At 71.7% G+C, this 17,989-nt stretch carries 16 protein-coding genes and 1 pseudogene; 5 read left to right on the top strand and 12 right to left on the bottom strand.

All coding sequences use genetic code 11. The annotated features are described in order from the left end of the window. The first annotated feature begins 74 nt into the window (after nucleotides 1–74). Nucleotides 75–1,541, top strand: coding sequence for a cytochrome P450 (locus tag B9B60_RS02415; protein WP_084449701.1), 1,467 nt, complete (start codon nucleotides 75–77; stop codon nucleotides 1,539–1,541). Between the two features lie 3 nt (nucleotides 1,542–1,544). Here B9B60_RS02415 and aztD read toward each other — a convergent pair whose 3' ends face one another. Beyond that, entirely contained in the window at nucleotides 1,545–2,837 is a 1,293-nt protein-coding gene (gene aztD, locus B9B60_RS02410; RefSeq protein ID WP_084449700.1) for a zinc metallochaperone AztD, read from the bottom strand. 91 nt (nucleotides 2,838–2,928) lie between these two features. On the opposite strand from aztD, the gene B9B60_RS02405 reads away from it, so the two are divergent. Both B9B60_RS02405 and B9B60_RS02400 read left to right on the top strand, forming a co-directional pair. Further along, entirely contained in the window at nucleotides 2,929–3,258 is a 330-nt protein-coding gene (locus tag B9B60_RS02405; protein ID WP_084449893.1) for an ArsR/SmtB family transcription factor, read from the top strand. Beyond that, nucleotides 3,255–3,770, top strand: coding sequence for an SRPBCC family protein (locus tag B9B60_RS02400; protein WP_084449699.1), 516 nt, complete (start codon nucleotides 3,255–3,257; stop codon nucleotides 3,768–3,770). The genes B9B60_RS02405 and B9B60_RS02400 overlap by 4 nt, the downstream gene beginning before the upstream one ends. A gap of 3 nt (nucleotides 3,771–3,773) precedes the next feature. On the opposite strand, the gene B9B60_RS02395 is transcribed toward B9B60_RS02400, so the two are convergent. From B9B60_RS02395 to ahpC, 10 genes are all read right to left on the bottom strand, one after another. Then, nucleotides 3,774–5,264, bottom strand: a complete 1,491-nt coding sequence (locus B9B60_RS02395; protein ID WP_084449892.1) for a class I adenylate-forming enzyme family protein — start codon at nucleotides 5,262–5,264, stop codon at nucleotides 3,774–3,776. A gap of 62 nt (nucleotides 5,265–5,326) precedes the next feature. Further along, nucleotides 5,327–6,679: an aspartate aminotransferase family protein gene (locus B9B60_RS02390; RefSeq protein WP_084449698.1), complete on the bottom strand. Its 1,353-nt coding sequence runs from the start codon at nucleotides 6,677–6,679 to the stop codon at nucleotides 5,327–5,329. Continuing rightward, entirely contained in the window at nucleotides 6,679–7,509 is an 831-nt protein-coding gene (locus B9B60_RS02385; protein WP_084449697.1) for an aldo/keto reductase, read from the bottom strand. The genes B9B60_RS02390 and B9B60_RS02385 overlap by 1 nt, the downstream gene beginning before the upstream one ends. Before the next feature lie 67 nt (nucleotides 7,510–7,576). Then, on the bottom strand, nucleotides 7,577–8,575 hold the full coding sequence (locus B9B60_RS02380) for an NAD(P)H-dependent flavin oxidoreductase (protein WP_234993704.1): 999 nt from the start codon (nucleotides 8,573–8,575) through the stop codon (nucleotides 7,577–7,579). A gap of 19 nt (nucleotides 8,576–8,594) precedes the next feature. Then, nucleotides 8,595–9,449: an SDR family NAD(P)-dependent oxidoreductase gene (locus tag B9B60_RS02375; protein WP_234993703.1), complete on the bottom strand. Its 855-nt coding sequence runs from the start codon at nucleotides 9,447–9,449 to the stop codon at nucleotides 8,595–8,597. Beyond that, nucleotides 9,443–11,095: a flavin-containing monooxygenase gene (locus B9B60_RS02370; RefSeq protein WP_234993702.1), complete on the bottom strand. Its 1,653-nt coding sequence runs from the start codon at nucleotides 11,093–11,095 to the stop codon at nucleotides 9,443–9,445. Before B9B60_RS02370 ends, B9B60_RS02375 begins: the two co-directional genes overlap by 7 nt. A 212-nt stretch (nucleotides 11,096–11,307) precedes the next feature. Continuing rightward, nucleotides 11,308–12,126, bottom strand: a complete 819-nt coding sequence (locus tag B9B60_RS02365) for an alpha/beta fold hydrolase (protein ID WP_084449695.1) — start codon at nucleotides 12,124–12,126, stop codon at nucleotides 11,308–11,310. Between the two features lie 141 nt (nucleotides 12,127–12,267). Next, on the bottom strand, nucleotides 12,268–12,696 hold the full coding sequence (locus tag B9B60_RS02360; RefSeq protein WP_072625824.1) for a cupin domain-containing protein: 429 nt from the start codon (nucleotides 12,694–12,696) through the stop codon (nucleotides 12,268–12,270). Between the two features lie 50 nt (nucleotides 12,697–12,746). Beyond that, entirely contained in the window at nucleotides 12,747–14,426 is a 1,680-nt protein-coding gene (gene ahpF, locus B9B60_RS02355) for an alkyl hydroperoxide reductase subunit F (RefSeq protein WP_084449694.1), read from the bottom strand. Nucleotides 14,427–14,555: 129 nt separating this feature from the next. After that, complete coding sequence (ahpC, locus tag B9B60_RS02350) at nucleotides 14,556–15,122, bottom strand: alkyl hydroperoxide reductase subunit C (protein ID WP_084449693.1); 567 nt, start codon at nucleotides 15,120–15,122, stop codon at nucleotides 14,556–14,558. Between the two features lie 203 nt (nucleotides 15,123–15,325). Between ahpC and B9B60_RS17750 the strand changes: the two are divergent. Together B9B60_RS17750 and B9B60_RS02340 are read left to right on the top strand one after the other, a co-directional pair. Further along, a pseudogene (locus B9B60_RS17750) lies at nucleotides 15,326–15,655 on the top strand (S1 family peptidase); the annotation flags it as partial. 329 nt (nucleotides 15,656–15,984) lie between these two features. Next, nucleotides 15,985–16,413, top strand: a complete 429-nt coding sequence (locus tag B9B60_RS02340; RefSeq protein WP_084449692.1) for a hypothetical protein — start codon at nucleotides 15,985–15,987, stop codon at nucleotides 16,411–16,413. Between the two features lie 65 nt (nucleotides 16,414–16,478). Here B9B60_RS02340 and B9B60_RS02335 read toward each other — a convergent pair whose 3' ends face one another. Beyond that, nucleotides 16,479–17,981 carry an amidohydrolase gene (locus B9B60_RS02335; RefSeq protein WP_084449890.1) on the bottom strand — a complete coding sequence of 501 codons (1,503 nt, stop codon included), beginning with the start codon at nucleotides 17,979–17,981 and terminating at the stop codon, nucleotides 16,479–16,481. Between the last annotated feature and the right edge of the window lie 8 nt (nucleotides 17,982–17,989).

Here is a 17,989-nt window from a genome sequence, read left to right as displayed (position 1 = left end):
CTGGCGCCTCCCGAGCGCACCCTGTCGGGGCTACGGTGGTGCGCGTCACTACACCTGACGAAAGGAGCGGCAGCGTGGCCGCGACCGACACCCTCGTGGAGTACCCACCCAACGACGGGATGGGCTGGGCCGAGCACGACTTCCCCCACCCCTCGGGGCGGCGCCGCATCCTCGGTGACGCCTTCCGCAAGGGCATGGACCCGACCACGCCGGTCCAGAACATGCTGCGCCTCGGCGCCGACCTCGGGCCGATCTTCGAGATGCTCGCGATGGGCCGCAAGTTCGTCTTCGCCCGCGGCGTCGACCTCGTCGGTGAGCTGTGCGACGACAAGCGCTTCACCAAGGCCCTGGCGCCCGGCGTGGCGGACCTGCGGATGTTCGTCGCCGACGGCCTCTTCACCGCGGAGACCGACGAACCCAACTGGCGGCTGGCCCACGACCTGCTCATGCCGGCCTTCAGCAAGTCGGCGATGCGCGGCTACCACGACGTCATGGTGGAGGCGACCGACGAGCTGATCTCGGTGTGGGACAAGGCCGCCGGCGAAGGGAGGACCGTCGACGTCTCCCCGTGGCTCACCAAGCTCACCCTCGAGACGATCGGGCGGGCCGCCTTCAGCCACACCTTCCACAGCTTCGAGACCGCCGAGGTCGACCCCTTCGTCACGACCTTCGTCGCGGACATGTCCCACGCGGCTGCCCGCTCCAACGTGGCGGCCCTCCCCTTCGTCGGGCGGCGCATGGTGCGCACCAGGGACCGCGAGGCACTCGCGCGGCACGAGTACATCGACCGCCTGCTGCGCGACATCGTCGCCGAGCGGGAGGCGAGCGGCGTCGAGCACGACGACCTGCTCGGCCGGATGATGCACGTCCCCGTCGACGAGTCGGGCTCCCTGCTCGACGCCGCCAACGTGCGCCACCAGATCCTCACCCTCCTCGTCGCCGGCCACGAGACGACCTCGGGGGCGGTCTCCTTCGCGCTCTACCACCTGACGCGCGAGCCCGAGGTGCTCGCGCGGGTGCGGGCCGAGCTCGACGAGGTGCTCGGCACCGCCCCGTCCGCGACCCCGAGCTTCGAGCAGGTGCCCAAGCTGCGCTACCTGCGCCGGGTCGTCGACGAGACCCTGCGGCTGTGGCCGACGGCGCCCGGCTTCGCCCGGTCGCCGAGGGAGACGACGACCATCGGGGCCGACGGATCGGCGGGGGTCCCGGGCGGCCTGCGCATGACGCCGGACGACAAGGTGCTCGTCTTCATCCCGCTGCTGCACCGCGACCCCGAGGTGTGGCCGGACCCGGAGCGCTTCGACCCCGACAGGTTCCTGCCGGAGCACATCCGGGCCCGGCCGGCCCACGCCTACAAGCCCTTCGGCACGGGTGAGCGAGCCTGCATCGGGCGCCAGTTCGCGCTGCACGAGTCGGCCATCGTCCTGGCCAAGCTGCTGCACCGCTTCGACCTGACGCCCGAGCCGGGCTACGAGCTGACGATCACGGAGCGGCTGACCCTCATGCCGGTGGGGTTCCGCGTGGGCCTGACCCGCCGCTGAGCGTCAGCCGAGCGTACCGTCGATCTCGTTGGGCACGACGGGCAGCTCGCCGCTGCTCACGACCTCACCGGAGTGCAGGTCGACCATGTGCAGGGCCTTGCTGCCCGGCTCGGTGACATAGGCCGTGCCGTCCTGGACGTGCACGGTGGGCCGGGACTGCTGCCAGTCGGTCGGCTCGGTCCACTCCTCGACCACGTCGATGGAGCGGCTCACCTCTCCCTTCGCCATGTCGATGACGTGCAGCTTGCCGTCGGTGCCGAGCACGACGCCCTCGCCGTCGGGCCCCCGCTCGAGCGAGCGGAAGGAGTAGCTCGCGGGCAGGTCGACGAGCCGCAGCGACCCGTCGCGGGTGTCCGTGGTGCTCACCTGCTTCGGGCGCTCGAGCTCGGCGTCGGGGTCGGTCTTGTAGTCACCGAGCACGAAGGGCGACTCCTCGCTGCCGGCCTGGTTGCCGATGCGGCCGTAGTCGTCCGGTGCGTCGACCTTGGTGATCTGCTCCCCCTTGACGAGCAGCAGACCGTCCTCGCAGCCGAAGACCAGGGCGCCGCCCCGCGCGGCCGCCTCGCCGTGGACACCGGGGCACTCGTCGGAGGAGGCGAGCGTCTTCCCCTTCGCATCGCGGATGACGATGCCGGAGCGCTCGTCCTCCGTCCCGACCGTCGTGACGACTGAGCCGTCCTCCCGCTCGACGGCCACCCCGTGGTGCGGCGTGCGCTCGGTACGGGTCGTCACCTCGGGCTTGTCGGTCGCGCCGTCACGCAGCGCATCGGAGTCGAAGGACCGGATCGAGCCGTCCCCGTCGCCGTAGAGCACCGTGCGACCGTCGTGGACGACGACGTGGCCGGGGTGCTTCGCGGCGAAGGTCATCTCGGTGAGCGTCGGCCGGGTGGAGTGGTGGTGGTCGTGGTCTCCGTGGGGCACGGAGTAGCCACCGAGGTCGAGGACGCGGAAGCCCTCGCCCTCGGTGACCATCAGGTGCCGGTCGTCGCCGACGGGGTTGAGCCGGGTGAAGCCCTCGAGGGGGAACTCACCGAGCAGCTCGAGCGTGACCGCGTCGAGGACGATGACGCCCTCGTCGTGGGTGATCGCCAGGCGCGGGGTACGGCTGCCCTCCTCGACCACCTTGCCGGACGGCTGGCCCACGGCGGTCGTGACGTCGTCGGCCCGCGCGATCGGCGAGGGCGTCGGCGCCGGGTCCGCCGACGAGTCGGCGGTCGTCCCGGTGCCGCAGGCGGTCAGGCCGAGAGCGAGCAGGGTTGCGACGGAGAGGATCTGGGTGTGGCGTCGTGATGTCATCCCGACCTGAGAACGATTATCATTTTTGAACCAGAGGTCAAGTCGACCAAATGCCTTGACAGGCATATGAATATTGCGGAATATGAATGCCATGCCCACGCGCGACGTCTTCGCCCTCCTCGCCGACCCGACCCGGCGTCGGATCCTCGAGGAGCTGAGCACCGGCGAGCGCACCGTGGGCGAGCTGGTCACCGCGCTCGGCACCTCCCAACCCAGCGTGTCCAAGCACCTCAAGCAGCTCGGCGAGGCCGACCTCGTCCGGGCTCGCGTCGACGGACCACGTCGGCACTACGCCGTGCAGCCCGACCAGCTGCTGGTCCTCGATCTCTGGCTCGCGCCCTTCCGCAGGGCGTGGGCCGATCGGCTCGACGACCTCGAGCGCCACCTCGACACCATGGACGACCCCCAGGAGCAGTCATGACCACATCCACGAGCAACCCCCTCGGCACCGTGACCCACGACGGCGCGACCGTCGTCCTCACCTACGACCGGCCCCTCGCGCACCCGCCGGAGCGGGTCTGGCGCGCCCTCACCGAGTCCGAGCACCTGCACGACTGGTTTCCCGCCGACATCGTCGGCGAGCGGGCGAAGGGAGCCCACGTCACCCTGCCCTTCTGGCCGGAGGCCGACCAGCAGCCCGAGGACACCCCCACCCTCGAGGGCGAGATCCTCGAGTGGGACCCGCCGCGCACCTTCGCCTTCATGTGGGACAGCGAGCGGATCCACTTCGAGCTCACGCCCACCGACGAGGGCACCCGGCTGGTGACGACCGTCCATGTCGTCGACCCGGCCGAGCGCGGGTGGCCGAGCAATGCCGCGGGCTACCACATGTGCCTCGACGCCCTCGCGGCGTCGCTCGACGGACGGCGGATCGAGATCTTCGAGCAGGTCGGCATCCCCGAGCTCGAGGCGGCCTACACCGAGCGCTGCTGAGCCTCACCGCAGGTCGCGGCGCACCACCTTGCCGTTGGCCGTGCGCGGCAGGGCGTCGACCAGGCGCACCTCCCGGGGGCGCTTGTAGGCCGCGAGCCGCTGCCCCGCCTGCTCGATCACCCTGTCGCGCAAGGCCTCCGGGTCCGTCGCGTCGGGCGTCGGCACGACCCAGGCACACACGATGCTGACCCCGTCGCCCACGTCGAGGGCCGTCACGGCGACGTCGGCGACGCCGGCCACCCCGGCGAGTGCGTCCTCGACCTCGACCGGGGAGACGCGGTACCCCATGGCGTTCATGACGTCGTCCGCGCGGCCGTGGTAGGTCAGGTAGCCGTCGGCGTCCAGCTCGGCGAGGTCACCGGTGACGAACCACTCGCCCCGCAGGACCTCCGCTGTCTCCTCCGGCCGCTGCCAGTAGCCGAGCATCAGACCGGGGTCGCTGCGGTGCACGGCCAGGCGCCCCACCTCACCCGCGGGCAGCTCGCGGGGTGCGTCGAGCTCGTCAGGGTCGAGCACGGCGATCCGCCGACCGGGCTGGGCCCGCCCCGGGCTGCCGGGCCGCACGGGCACGTCCGGCCCGGTCGAGACGAAGGTCGAGATCTCGCTCATGCCGAGCGACTCGTGCAGCGGCACCCCGGTCGCGGCGCTCCACTCCTCGAGCAGTGCCGTGGGCAGCGCCTCACCGGCGACGAGCGCGGTCCGCAGGGAGCTCAGGTCCCACTCCCCCGGGTCACCGTGACGCAGCAGGTGACGGTAGACCCCGGGCACGGCCGCGAGATGGGTCGCCTTGTGCGAGTGGACGATTCGCGGCCAGACGAGCCCGTCACGGGGGCCGTCGTAGACGATGGCGGTCGCGGCGTTGGCCCACGGGTCAGTGAGTCCGACGCCGAGCGTGTAGGTCCAGTTGAGTGCCCCCGCGTGGAGCATGACGTCACCCTCGCCGAGGCCGTACCAGCCGCGGTACATGGGGCGCCTCCCCCAGGCACTGCGGTGGGCGTGGACGACCCCCTTCGGCCGTCCGGTGGTGCCGGAGGTGTAGGTGATGAAGGCTGGCCGATCAGGGTCGCCGAGGTCGTGCTCGGCCCGCTCAACGCCAGCTACCCAGCGGTCGACGTCCTCGGTGGTGACGACCGAGACCCCCTGCGGCACAGCGAGATCGAGGTCGTGGTCGAGGGCGACCGCCCGGGCGCCGCTGTCGTCGAGCAGCCCGGCGGCCTCGTCGGCGGTCAGCTGGGCACTCGTCGGCACAGCGACGAGACCGGCCGCGATCGCCCCGAAGAAGACGAAGGGGAAGTCCGCCCGGTTGCCCATGCGCAGCAGCACCCGGTCGCCCGACTGCAACCCCAGCCCGAGCAGCCCGGCCGCGACGGCCCGGACGACGTCGTCGACCTCGGCGAAGGTCCAGCGCGAGTCGTCACCCGGCCCGTGGACGACGACGAGGGCGTCCCGGTCGGGGGCGTGCGCAGCGGGGTCACCGACGCAGTAGGCCGACATGCCGAAGGGGGTCGGCACTGCCTCGCCCGGCTCGGGGCGTACCGGCCAACGATCACCGCCCGTCACGCGGTGCGGGCGTCGGCGACGGCCAGCGCTTCGTCGAGGATCGCCAAACCCTCGCGGACCTCGTCGGCGGTCGTCGTGCACGGCGGGACGACGTGGACGCGGTTGCCGGCGATCATCGGCCACAGCCCGGCGGCCTTGCACGCCGCAGCAACCTCGGACATCGGGGAGGCCGCGTCGCCCGAGGCGTTGAAGGGCACGAGCGGCTCTCGGGTCTCGCGGTCTCGGACCAGCTCGACCGCCCACATGACGCCGAGCCCGCGGACCTCGCCGACACTCGGGTGGCGCTGCGCGATCTCGCGCAAGCCCGGCCCGATGACGTCCTCGCCGAGCGCGCGGGCGTGCTCGACGACCCCGTCCCGCTCGAAGATCCTCATCGACGCCACCGCGGAGGCGCAGGCGAGCGGGTGCCCCTGGTAGGTCAGCCCGCCCGGATAGGGCCGGCGGCCGAAGGTCTCGCGGATCGCGGCGCTGACGACGACCCCGCCGAGGGGGACGTAGCCGGAGTTGACCCCCTTCGCGAAGGTGATGAGGTCGGGCGTGATGCCCCACCGGTCCACGGCGAACCACTCGCCGACCCGGCCGAAGCCGGCCATGACCTCGTCGGCGATCATGACGATCCCGTGCTCGTCGCACAGGGTGCGCACCCCGGCGAGGTAGCCGTCGGGCGGCACGAGCACGCCGTTGGTCCCGACGACCGTCTCGAGGACGATCGCGGCGACGTGCTGCGGACCCTCGACCTCGACGACCTCGCGCAGGTGGGCCAGCGCCCGCTCGCACTCCTGCTCGGGGCTGTCGGAGTGGAAGGGCGAGCGGTAGGGGTAGGGACCCCAGTGGTGGACGATGCCGGGCAGGGACGGCTCGCTCCCCCATCGCCGCGGCTCGCCGGTGAGGGCCATCGCGCCCGCCGTGCCGCCGTGGTAGCTGCGGTACGCGGCCAGCACCTTGTGTCGGCCGGTGTGCAGCCGCGCCATGCGGATCGCGTGCTCGTTGGCGTCGGCGCCACCATTGGTGAAGAAGACCGCGTCGAGGTCGCCCGGCGCCCGGTCGGCAATCATCGCGGCCGCCTGCGAGCGGGTCTCGACGGCGAAGCTCGGCGCCATCGTCGTCATCCGACCGGCGGCCTCGGCAATCGCCGCGACGAGGTCTGGGTGCTGGTGCCCGAGGTTGACGTTGACCAGCTGGCTCGAGAAGTCGAGGTACTCGCGACCGGTGTGGTCGGTGAACCTGCTGCCCCGTGCCGCCACGACCCCCGCAGGGTCGATGAGGTCCTGCGCGCTCCACGAGTGCATGACGTGCGCACGGTCGAGTCGGCGCACCTCCGCGGCGTCGAGGCGGGGCAGCAGTTCCATCACATCTCCTCGTGGTACGTCGGGTCGGCGTCGAAGAGGCGCCCGTCGGGACGGCCGAGCGCGGTGATCGCCTCGGTCTCGGCCTCGGAGAGGTCGAAGCCGAGGATCTCGAGGTTGGCCCGCTGCCGCTCCGGGTCACCGGACTTCGGCAGCGGGAGCGACCCGAGGTGCAGGTGCCAACGCAGGACGACCTGGGCGGGCGTGACGTCGTGGGCCCGCGCGGCGGCGACAACCGGCTCGGCGTCGAGGATCTCGCCCCGGCCGATCGGGCTCCACGCCTGCGTCGTGATGCCCCGCTCGGCGTCGGCGGCACGCTGGTCCGCCTGTGGGAAGGCGGGGTGCATCTCGACCTGGTTGCTCGCCGGAGCCACGCCGGTCGCCTCGATGATCTCGTCGAGGTGGGCGGGCGTGAAGTTGCTGACGCCGATCGAGCGGACCAGCCCCGCCTCGCGCGCGTCGACGAGCCCCTGCCAAGCCTTCACGTAGTGGCCCTGCGAGGGATTGGGCCAGTGGATGAGCACGCTGTCGAGGTACTCGAGGTCCATGACCTGCAGCGAGGTCTCGATGCTCGTACGGGCGTTCTCGTGGTCACGGCCGGGGACTTTGGTCTGGACGAAGACATCGCCGCGGTCGATGCCGCTCGCCCGGATCGCCTCGGTCACCTCTCGCTCGTTGCGGTAGTTGACCGCCGTGTCGATGAGCCGGTAGCCCACCTCGAGAGCCGATGCGATGGCGCGCACGCCGTCGTCCCCGCGCAGCGGGTAGGTGCCGAATCCGAGGACCGGCACCGACGTGCCGTCCCCGAGGACGCGAGTGGGGGTTTCAGCCATGCACCCCACGCTAGCTCCGCGGTCCATCCGCGCAAGGGGGGGTTCGCGCCCACGGACGCCGGCTCACCTACTCGCCGAGGACCGCGAGCAGCTCCCCCTTCGCCTGGGTGTACTCGGCCTCGAGCTGGTCGACGAGCTCGGCCACGGGGACGACGGAGGAGATGCCGGCGACGGACTGGCCGGCGCTCCAGATCTCCTTCCACGCCTTGGGGGCGGTCGTCGAGGTCGTGCTCTGCGGCTCCTCGGCGTGCGGGTTGGTGACGTGGCCGAGGTCGACCCGCTCGGGCACCGGCAGGTGGTCGGGGTCGAGGCCGGCGGCGGCGATGCTCTCGCGCAGGAAGTTGGCCGGGATGGTGCTGATCGACGGGGTGTAGACGATCTGCTCGGCGCTGTGCCCGACGAGCATGTCGCCGTACTCCTGCGACACGAGCGACTCGCTCGTCGCGAGGAACCGCGTGCCCATGTAGGCCAGGTCGGCACCGGCGGCCTGGGCGGCGAGCACGTCGCGACCGGTCGACAGGGCACCGCCGAGGACGAGCGGGCCGTCCCACACGGTGCGCACCTCGGTGATCAGGGCGAAGGGGTTGAGCCCGCCGGCGTGCCCACCGGCACCGGCCGAGACGAGAATGAGCCCGTCCACCCCCGCGGCCGCCGCCTTGGCCGCGTGCTTGGCATTGGTGACGTCGTGGAAGACGAGGCCGCCGTAGGAGTGGACCGCGTCGACGACCTCCTTGGCAGCGCCGAGGCTGGTGATGACGAGCGGCACCTCGTGCGCGACGATCTGCTCGAGGTCGGCCTCGATGCGCTTGTTGGTGTGGTGGACGATGAAGTTGACGCCGAAGGGCGCGGGCCGGCGACCGCTCGCGTCGGGCTCGGCCAGGGCCGTCTCGATCTGCGTCAGCCACCCGTCGAAGTCCTCGGTGGTGCGCAGGTTGAGCGCCGGGAAGGTCCCGACGACCCCGGCGCGGCAGGCACCGACGACGAGGTCGACGCCCGAGCCGAGGAACATCGGCGCAGAGATGATCGGCAGGCGCAGTCGGCCCTGGAGCTGCTGGGGCATCGTCATGGCCCCATGATGGCAGTCGCTACTGGCGCTTCGCCGCGAGGGCCATCCCTCGACCCATGAGCGACCAGTAGCGCGCGGGCAGCAGCCGGGCGACGGCGTCGAGGGCGCGGGCGTCGTTGCCGATGAGCAGCCGGGGGCGCCGGGCGACGGCGGCCTCGATGATCTCCTCGGCGGCCCGGTCGGCCGGGTAGCGCAGCACCTTGTCGAAGGCCGCGCGTCCACGCTCTTCCTCGTCGGGGTCGGTGCCCGCGGCGATCCGGGCGTTCCGGGCGATGCCGGTGCGGATGCCGCCCGGGTGCACGCTCGTGACCCCCACCGGCTGGTCCTCCGCCTCGAGCTCGCTGCGCAGCGACTCGCTGAACCCGCGCAGCCCGAACTTGCTCGTCGAGTATGCCGACTGCCCCGGCGGGCCGATGAGCCCGAAGAGGCTCGAGGTGTTGACCACCTGCCCCTGACCGTTGGCGAGCATGAGCGGCAGCAGCGCCCGGGTGAGCCGGATCGGCACGAGCAGGTTGATCTCGAGCAGCCAGTCGAAGTCTTGTGCCGAGACGTCGACGAACCGGCCACCGACCGCGACGCCGGCGTTGTTGAACAGCATCGTCACGCCGGCGTGCTCGTCGCGGATGCGCGCGATCGCCGCGTCGACAGCGGCCCGGTCCGACAGGTCGACGACGAAGGGGGTGACCCTCGCCCCGGGCGTCTCCCGGCCGATCTCCGCGACGACCCGCTCGAGGCCGGCGGCGTCGCGGTCGAGGACGACGAGGTCGGCACCGCGACGCGCCAGGCCCTTGGCCAGGTGCTCGCCCATGCCACCGGCGGCCCCGGTGACGACCGCGGTGCCGCCGGCGACGACAAGATCGGGGCGCTTCACCACGAGGTCTCCGCGACGGCCTCCACGGTGACCGGTGACTCGGCGGCCTCCGTCGCCGGCACCTCGACGACATCGCCCACGGCGCCGTCGACATTGCTCGACGACCCGGGCAGCGGCAGCTGCGCCGGTGCCTCCGCACCCGACGGGAGGGCGACCCCCTTCGCCCCGAGCGGAGCGAAGAACATGTCCTCGGTGACATCGGCCCGGCGGAAGGCGATCTTGTCCTTGAGGTAGTTCTGCGGCATCGTCCACGGCGCGCGGTCACCGACCTTGGGGAAGATCGAGACGATGCGCTGCACGTAGCCCGAGGTCAGGTCCATGATCGGGCCGGCCGTCATGCCGTCGGGCGCGACCGGGACCGCGGTGCCCAGGCCACGGTCGCGCAGGTGCCCGAGCAGCCGCGCGACGTAGCGGCTCACCAGGTCGGCCCGCAGCGTCCACGAGGCGTTGACGTAGCCGACGGTCATCGTGACGTTGGGGACGCCGGCGAGCATCAGGCCGCGGTAGGCGAAGCGGCGGGCCATGTCGACCGGCGCGCCGTTGACCGAGACCTGCGCCCCGCCGAAGAGCTGCAGCCGCAGGCCGGTCGCGGTGACGACGATGTCGGCCTCGAGGACCCGACCGTCGGTCAGGCGCACGCCCTCGGGCACGAAGCGGTCGATGTGGCCGGTGACGACGTCGGCGGCACCGCGCCGGATCGCCGCGTAGAGGTCGCCGTCGGGCACCGCGCACAGGCGCTGGTCCCACACGTCGTAGGGCGGGGTGAAGTGCTCGGCGACGACCTCCTTGGGCAGGAAGGCGCGCACCTGGCCGAGGACGATCGCGTTGGCCGCCCGCGGACGCTTGCGCGAGAGCTCGTAGAGGAAGGACTGCAGGCCGAGGTTCTTGACCCGGGTGAGCGACTGCACCCGCTGCGGGCTCAGCCGGTTGCGCAGCAGCTGGACGAAGGGGTCGACCCCCGGCTGGGAGAAGACATAGCTCGGCGTGCGCTGGAGCATCGTCACGTGGGCCGCCGTCTGTGCCATCGCCGGGACGACGGTCACGGCCGTCGCACCCGAGCCGATGACGACGACGCGCTTGCGGGCGTGGTCGAGGTCCTGCGGCCAGAACTGCGGGTGCACCACGGTCCCGGAGAAGTCCTCGACCCCCGCGAAGCCCGGGTCGTGGGCCTCCTCGTAGTTGTAGTAGCCGCTGCCGAAGTGGACCCACCCGGCGCGCACCTCGCGCCGGCCCCCGTCCGTGTCCACCTGCACGGTCCACTCCTGGGCGTCGCTCGACCAGTCGAGCGCGACGACCCGGCACCCGGTGTGGGTCCACTCGTCGAGCCCTCCCTCGCGCGCCGTCTCGCGGATGTAGTCCCGGATGTCACCACCGTCGGCGATCGCCTTGCGCCCCTGCCACGGCCGGAAGGGGAAGGAGAGGGTGAACATGTCGGAGTCCGAGCGCACCCCCGGGTAGCGGAAGAGGTCCCAGGTGCCACCGGTCGCTGCGCGGGCCTCGACGATCGCGAGGTCGACGTCGGGCGTGGCCTCGAGGATGCGGTGTGCGGCACCGATGCCGGAGATGCCGGCGCCGACGACGAGGACGTCGACACGCTCCGGCAGCTCGCGGCGGCTGGTGCCCTGCGGTTGGCTGGGCGCGGCAGTCATCGGTGACCTTCCATCCATTGGCTTGTTTCTCACCGGTAACCTACGCCTCGCCGCGAAGCCGCGCACCCCTGCTCAGCCGACGAGCACATCGCTGAGCGCCTCGGTCGTCGACGGATGGGTCCAGATGCCGTCGCCCGTGCGCCCGCATGAAGGAGCACGGGTGAGGTGCTCATCCGCAGGTCGGTTGTTGAGTAGCCGTCCCCCTCCCGGTTCTACTGAACGGCCCCCTGGCGGGAGCTCGCTCGCTCGATCGTCGCGACGACGGTGTCGACGACGAGCTCGGGGTGGTCGATCTGAGGACAGTGCCCGCAGTCCTCGAGCGAGACGTGGGTCGCCTCGGGGAAGCGGGCTCGGGCGGTGTCTGCCTCGGAGGGCAGGAGCAGGCGGTCGGTGTCGCCCCAGGCGATGGTCGTCGGGACGGCGAGCGGCTCGGCGACGCGCAGGAAGGTCGCCCGGACGAAGTGCGGCCAGAAGCCCGGTGACCGGCGCAGGTTGAGGGTGTCCCCCACCGCCGCCTCGACGGTGACCTTCTCCGGGTGCGTGTAGAGGGCACGGAAGGCCGCCTTGCGAAACCACACGTGGGCGGTGAGGCGGCGGTGCAGCGCCTCGGGGAGGTGGCTGCCGGCCTTCATCAAGAGCAGGTTGGCTGCGACATTGGCCAGGTGCCACGGCGGGAAGAACCCGGCCGGCGACAGGGCGGTCACGCTGCTGACGACGCCCTCGCGGGCGGCCAGCTCGAGGGCCATCGCGCCGCCGAGTGAGTTGCCGACGACGTGCGGCCGCTCGATGTCCAGCTCGCGGAAGAGCCGCTCGAACTGCTCGGCATGACTGCGCATCGACCAGCCGTCCGGGCGGGTGGGCTTCGGCGACTCCCCGTGGCCGGGCAGGTCGACGACGTAGACGTCGTGACCGCGCGCCGCGAGCAGCTCCGGAACCTCACCCCACGCCTGCCGCCGGTGGCCGATGCCGTGGATGAGGACGACCGGCTCGCCGGTTCCCGCGTGTCGCGTGTACTCGATGCTGCTGCGCATGGCCCGAGGTTACCGGCGGGTCACCACGGTGGCCAGCACATGACGAAGGGCGGTCCCTGAGGAGGTCGCCCCGCGACCGTCTCGAAGGGTGGGACCCGCCAGCTGGCAGGTCCCACCCTTCGTCGGTGGTGGAGCGGTCGCTCAGTGCTCGTTGGGGTCGGCGTCCTGGTCGGCCTTGGTCGCGTGGACCGTGCCGTGCACGTGCTCCGGCGGGCCGTAGAGGGAGTAGACCTTGAGCGGCACGTCGCCGATGTTGGTGACGTTGTGCCACTGACCGGCTGGCACCATGATGATGTCGTCGTCGCCGACCTCGCGGTCGAAGCTCAGGTCGTCCTCGGCCGGCCCCATCTGGGCGCGGCCACGACCCTCCTCGACCCGGATGAACTGGTCGTGGTCCTCGTGGACCTCCAGCCCGATGTCGTCGCCGGGCGCGATGGCCATGACGGTCAGCTGCAGGTTGGTACCGGTCCACAGCGTGGAGCGGTAGTTGGAGTTCTGCAGCGTGGCCGACTCGATGTCGACGGCGTAGGGGGCGGGACCGTGGTCGGAGAGGTCGATCTGCTCGCTCATGCGCACTCCTGGTGTGGTCGAGGGGGGTTGAAGACGACGGTAGCGACCGGTCAGGCCGAGACGCCCACCGAGTCGGGCACGTCGATCTGGTCGCCGGCCTCGAGCGGACCGTCGGCAGCCTTGGTGGCGGCGATCGCGGCGTCCTCGTCGGGCGCGCTCGTGCGGATCAGGTGGTCGAAGGCGCTCAGGGACGCGGTCGACCCGGCACCCAGGGCCGTGACGATCTGCTTGTAGGGCTCGACCGTGCAGTCGCCGGCGGCGAAGACGCCCGGCAGGTTGGTCCGGCCGACACCGTCGATGACGATCTCGCCGCGCTCGGAGAGCTCGACCGCGTCACCGAGCCACTCGGTGTTGGGCAGCAGGCCGATCTGGACGAAGACACCCTCCAGGGCGAGGGTCTCGCCCTCGCCGCCGTCACGGGGCTCGACGACGATGCCGGTGACCTTGCCGCCGTCGCCGACGACCTCGGTCGTCTTGGTGCCGAGGCGGATGTCGACATTGGGCAGCGAGCGCAGCTTGCGCTGGAGCACCTCGTCGGCGCGCATCTCGTCCATGAACTCGACGAGGGTGACGTGCCCGACGATGCCCGCCAGGTCGATCGCGGCCTCGACGCCGGAGTTGCCGCCGCCGATGACGGCGATGCGCTTGCCCTTGAAGAGCGGGCCGTCGCAGTGCGGGCAGAAGGTGACGCCCTTGTTGCGGTAGTCCTCCTCGCCGGGGACGCCCATGGTGCGCCAGCGGGCGCCCGTCGCGAGGACGACGGTCTTGCCCTTGAGCGCGGCGCCGCCCACGAGGTCGACGACCGTCAGCCCGTCGTCGCCGGCGGAGAGGCCGGCGGCGGCCTGGCTGCGGATCATGTCGACGTCGTACTCGCCGACGTGGCGCTCGAGGTCGGCCGCGAGCTTCGGGCCCTCGGTGTGCGGGACGGAGACGAGGTTCTCGATCGCCATGGTGTCGAGCACCTGACCGCCGAAGCGCTCGGCGACGAGACCGGTGCGGATGCCCTTGCGCGCGGCGTAGATCGCAGCGGAGGCACCGGCGGGTCCGCCACCGACGACGAGGACGTCGTAGGGCTCGCGCGCGGAGAGCTCCTCGGCCGCCTTGGCGGCGGAGTCACCACCGGAGAGCTCGTCGACCTTGCCGACGATCTCGGCCAGCTCCATGCGGCCGGAGCCGAAGGACTCGCCGTTGCGGAAGACGGTGGGCACCGCGAGCACGCCACGCTGCTCGGCCTCGGTCGGGAAGACCGCGCCGTCGATGGCGGTGTGCGTGATGCCGGGGTTGAGCACGCTCATGAGGTTGAGCGCCTGAACGACGTCGGGGCAGTTCTGGCAGCTGAGCGAGAAGAAGGTCTCGAAGTGGTGCTGCCCGGTGAGGCCCTTGACCTGCTCGATGAGGTCCTGCGACGCCTTGCTGGGGTGGCCGCCGACCTGCAGCAGGGCCAGGACGAGGGAGGTGAACTCGTGGCCCATCGGGATGCCGGCGAAGCGCACCGACACCTGCGGGTCGGAGGTCCGGGTGATCGCAAAGGAGGGCACCCGCTCGTCGAGCTCTGCACCCTCGACGACGCGTCGGGTGATCTGCTCGCTCATGCCCTCGATCTCGACGAGCAGCTCGTCGAGCTCACGGGACTTGGGGCCCTCGTCGAGGCTCGCGACGAGCTCGATCGGCTCGCGGAGGTTGTCGAGGTAGGCCTTGAGCTGGGTGGCGAGGTTCGGATCGAGGGCCATGGTGCGAGCGACTCCTGCAGGACGAAGGGGGATGACAGTTGCGGGGTGTGGGTGGGGGCGGCGGGTCGCGCCGCCCCCACCAGAGATGCACCGTGCGTGACGGCGATCAGATCGAGCGGAGAGGCTCGATCAGATCTTGCCGACGAGGTCCAGGCTCGGGGCGAGGGTCTCGGCGCCCTCTTCCCACTTGGCCGGGCAGACCTCACCGGGGTTGTTGCGGACGTACTGGGCGGCCTTGACCTTGCGGACGAGCTCCTTGGCGTTGCGGCCGATGCCCTCGGCCGTGATCTCGAGGAACTGGATGACGCCGTCGGGGTCGACGAGGAAGGTGCCACGGTTGGCCAGGCCCTCGTCCTCGCGCAGGATGTCGAAGTTGCGCGAGATGGTGGCGGTCGGGTCGCCGAGCATCGGGTAGGTGACCTTGCCGACCGCGTCGGAGGTCTCGTGCCACGCCTTGTGGGTGAAGTGCGTGTCGGTCGAGACCGAGAAGACCTCGACGCCCAGGCCCTTGAGCTCCGCGTCGTACTCGGCCGCGAGGTCCTCGAGCTCCGTCGGGCAGACGAAGGTGAAGTCAGCCGGGTAGAAGAAGAAGATCGCCCACTTGCCGGCGATGTCCGCCTCGGAGAAGTCCTTGAACTCACCGTCGATGTAGCCGGTGGCCTGGAAGGGCTTGATCTGGGTGTTGATGAGGGACATGCGTTGGTCTCCTGTGCATCTCTCGGGGTCAGGTCGCTCCATCCGGCGCGGACTTGACCGCCCCGTTGATTGGAACTACTCCAGATTAGCCAAGGCCCCCCCTTCGATGCAACCCGGGGCGGTGACATCGACGTGAACCCTGCGTGTGAAGGGCGCGAACTCACCCGGCAAGAGGCCACTCGGGCTACTACCCGGTCGAGGGCGCGAGCAAGAACGCCGTCGGCTCCGAGATCTGCAAGGCCGGCAACACGACCGGCTGGACCTGCGGGACGATCAAGGCCTACAACCGCACCGTCAACTACGGCGGCACGGTCGTCTCCGGTCTCGCCGAGGCGAGCGTCTGCACGGAGGGCGGCGACTCCGGGGGCGCGTACATCGGTGTCGGCAACCTCGCCCAGGGCATGACCTCCGGCGGTCCGGTCGGTGTCGAGTGCGGTTGGAACCGCGGCTACGCGGCCGGCTCGTACAGCTTCTACCAGCCGGCCGTCGACGCGGCGAACTACTACGGCGTCACGATCGACACCGCCAACTGACCCCTGGCCAGCATCACCGGATGGGCGGGGCCTCACGGCCTCGCCCATCCGATGGTGGAGGCGGGAGGCCGCCCGCGGCCGAACCCACCCGCTGGTGGAGGCGCGAGGCCGCCCGCGGCCGAACCCACCCGCTGGTGGAGGCGCGAGGCCGCCCGCGGCCGAACCCACCCGCTGGTGGAGGCGCGAGGCCGCCCGCGGCCGAACCCACCCGCTGGTGGAGGCGCGAGGCCGCCCGCGGCCGAACCCACCCGCTGGTGGAGGCGCGAGGCCGCCCGCGGCCGAGCCTCGACACCACGGAACTTTCCGCCGACGCACCACGTCACAGGTGCATGAAGCCGCTCGCCCTCGCCGCCGCGCTCCTGCTGACCTCCGCCTGCGGGCTCGTCGGCGGGGGCGACGAGCCGCAGCTCGACCCGGCCACGGTCGTGGTGGAGGTCAGCTGGATCCCGCCCTCGACCCCCGACCGCTACCAGGACACCCGCTCGCTCCGGCTCTCCCAGGACGAGGTCGTCGAGGAGGTCAAGGGAGACGAGACGACACGGCCGATGGACGCCGACCAGTGGGAGGATTTCGTCGCCGAGCTGCCCGCCCGCCTCGACGAGATCGAGGGTCAGGACAGCCCGTGCGTCGGAGCGGGCGGCACCAACCTCACCGTGACCGGCGCCGGCAGCGCCGACCGAGAGATCGTCACGACCGTCTGCGGCGGCGAGCCGCACCCCTCCGCCGCGAAGATCGACTCGCTCGTCGAGGGCTTCTGAACCCGCATTGCCCTACGGCAATGCGACGTCGAACCAGCATTGCCGTAGGGCAATGCGGGTTCAGGTCAGGCGGAGTGGGTCAGTCGACCGCCGACGAAGGTCGCCAGCACCTGCGTCTCCCGCAGGTGAGCTGCCTGGGCTGCGGTACCGGGCAGGCCTGCGGGGCAGGGGTCCTCGACGAGGAGGGCGACGTCGCCTGGGCCCCCGAGCGCGAGCTCGGTGACCCCATCGGTCGAGGCGAGCAGCGCCTCGCGCGGCGTGATCGCCTGCTCCGGCGCCCAGGGCTCGCGCTCGTCGGCACTGCGGTGGACCGCCGCCGCCATGGCCAGCCACGGGTCGAGCGGGGAGACGGGAGCGTCCGACCCCAGGCGAAGGGGGATCCCCGCCGTCGTCATCGAGCGCAGGGCGAAGCACCGGTCGAGCCGGTCGGGCCACAGGGCCTCGGTCGAGTCGCGGTCGTCGAGCAGGTGCGCCGGCTGGACGCTCGCGATGAGCCCGAGGTCGGCGAAGCGACCCAGCGCCTCCATCCGCACCAGCTGTGCGTGCTCGATCGTGCCGCGTGCGCCGCTCTCGGTGTAGGCGTCGAGGGCGTCGAGCAGCGCCTGGTCGCCGATCGCGTGGACCGCGCCGTCGAGGCCGTGCGCGTGGGCGCGCCGCAGCAGCCCGGTGAGCTCCTCGGGACCGACAGTGCTCTTGCCGTGCGGGTCGCCGAGGTCGTCGTCGGTGACGAAGGGCTCGCAGCACCAGGCGGTGCGGGTGTTGAGCGAGCCGTCGGTGATGACCTTGAGCGGGCCCATCGTCACCAGGCCGGTCCCGTCGAGCACGTCGCCGGTCCGCACACCCGCGGCGATGGTCTCCTCGAGCCCCTCGGGGTAGGTCGCCGGACGCACCCGTAGCAGGTCGAGGCCGTCGGCGGTGCGCTGAGGCCACTCGAGGCGCCCCGCCTCGAATTCCATGTCGGCGATGCCGACGACCCCCTTCGCCGCGGCGGCACGCATCGCCGAGTCGAGGCTGGCGCGGACGACGGCCGGGTCCTCCGGCAGGTCGGCCAGGCGCTGGTAGATGGGGAACCACTCGTCCTCGTCGAGGTGTCCCTCGTGGACGGGCAGACCGAGGGCTCGGAAGGCCGAGCTGCTCAGCCACCCGGCGTGGCAGTCCCCGCTGATGAGGATGACCGGCCGGTCGCCGGCGACGGCGTCGAGCTCGGCGGTGCTCGGCAGGCGGTCCCAGCCGGCCACGCGCCAGCCGAAGCCCTGCACGACGGTCCCGGGCGCTGGTCGCTCCGCAGCGAGGTGGCGCGCGACCCGGGCCGTGACCTCCTCGGGGCTCGCGGTGTCCGCGACGTCGACCCGGCGGGACATCGCCGCCCACTGGCCGAAGTGCACGTGTGCGTCCCACAGCCCCGGGAGCGCGAGCGCTCCGCCGGCGTCATGGACCTCGGCCCCCGCGGTGGTGAGGTGCTCGCCGATCTCGGCGATCCTCCCTTCGCGCAGCCGGATGTCCACGGGTGCGGCGCCGGGTCGCAGGCGGGTGCCACGGATCAGCGCGTGCGGGACGAAGGGGGCCATGCTCGGCA

It is taken from the genome of Janibacter indicus, assembly GCF_900176385.1.
Classification (GTDB): domain Bacteria; phylum Actinomycetota; class Actinomycetes; order Actinomycetales; family Dermatophilaceae; genus Janibacter; species Janibacter indicus.
The sequence above is the reverse complement of the archived record's forward strand: the minus strand, read 5'-3'. Positions and strand labels throughout refer to the sequence as shown.

Bases quoted from the DNA above. Each gene is read 5' to 3' on its own strand.
- aztD (WP_084449700.1), bottom strand. From the start codon at position 2,837: ATGACATCACGACGCCACACCCAGATCCTCTCCGTCGCAACCCTGCTC.
- B9B60_RS02405 (WP_084449893.1), top strand. From the start codon at position 2,929: ATGCCCACGCGCGACGTCTTCGCCCTCCTCGCCGACCCGACCCGGCGT.
- B9B60_RS02400 (WP_084449699.1), top strand. From the start codon at position 3,255: ATGACCACATCCACGAGCAACCCCCTCGGCACCGTGACCCACGACGGC.
- B9B60_RS02395 (WP_084449892.1), bottom strand. From the start codon at position 5,264: ATGTCGGCCTACTGCGTCGGTGACCCCGCTGCGCACGCCCCCGACCGG.
- B9B60_RS02390 (WP_084449698.1), bottom strand. From the start codon at position 6,679: ATGGAACTGCTGCCCCGCCTCGACGCCGCGGAGGTGCGCCGACTCGAC.
- B9B60_RS02385 (WP_084449697.1), bottom strand. From the start codon at position 7,509: ATGGCTGAAACCCCCACTCGCGTCCTCGGGGACGGCACGTCGGTGCCG.
- B9B60_RS02380 (WP_234993704.1), bottom strand. From the start codon at position 8,575: ATGACGATGCCCCAGCAGCTCCAGGGCCGACTGCGCCTGCCGATCATC.
- B9B60_RS02370 (WP_234993702.1), bottom strand. From the start codon at position 11,095: ATGACTGCCGCGCCCAGCCAACCGCAGGGCACCAGCCGCCGCGAGCTG.
- B9B60_RS02365 (WP_084449695.1), bottom strand. From the start codon at position 12,126: ATGCGCAGCAGCATCGAGTACACGCGACACGCGGGAACCGGCGAGCCG.
- B9B60_RS02360 (WP_072625824.1), bottom strand. From the start codon at position 12,696: ATGAGCGAGCAGATCGACCTCTCCGACCACGGTCCCGCCCCCTACGCC.
- ahpF (WP_084449694.1), bottom strand. From the start codon at position 14,426: ATGGCCCTCGATCCGAACCTCGCCACCCAGCTCAAGGCCTACCTCGAC.
- ahpC (WP_084449693.1), bottom strand. From the start codon at position 15,122: ATGTCCCTCATCAACACCCAGATCAAGCCCTTCCAGGCCACCGGCTAC.
- B9B60_RS02340 (WP_084449692.1), top strand. From the start codon at position 15,985: ATGAAGCCGCTCGCCCTCGCCGCCGCGCTCCTGCTGACCTCCGCCTGC.
- B9B60_RS02335 (WP_084449890.1), bottom strand. From the start codon at position 17,981: ATGGCCCCCTTCGTCCCGCACGCGCTGATCCGTGGCACCCGCCTGCGA.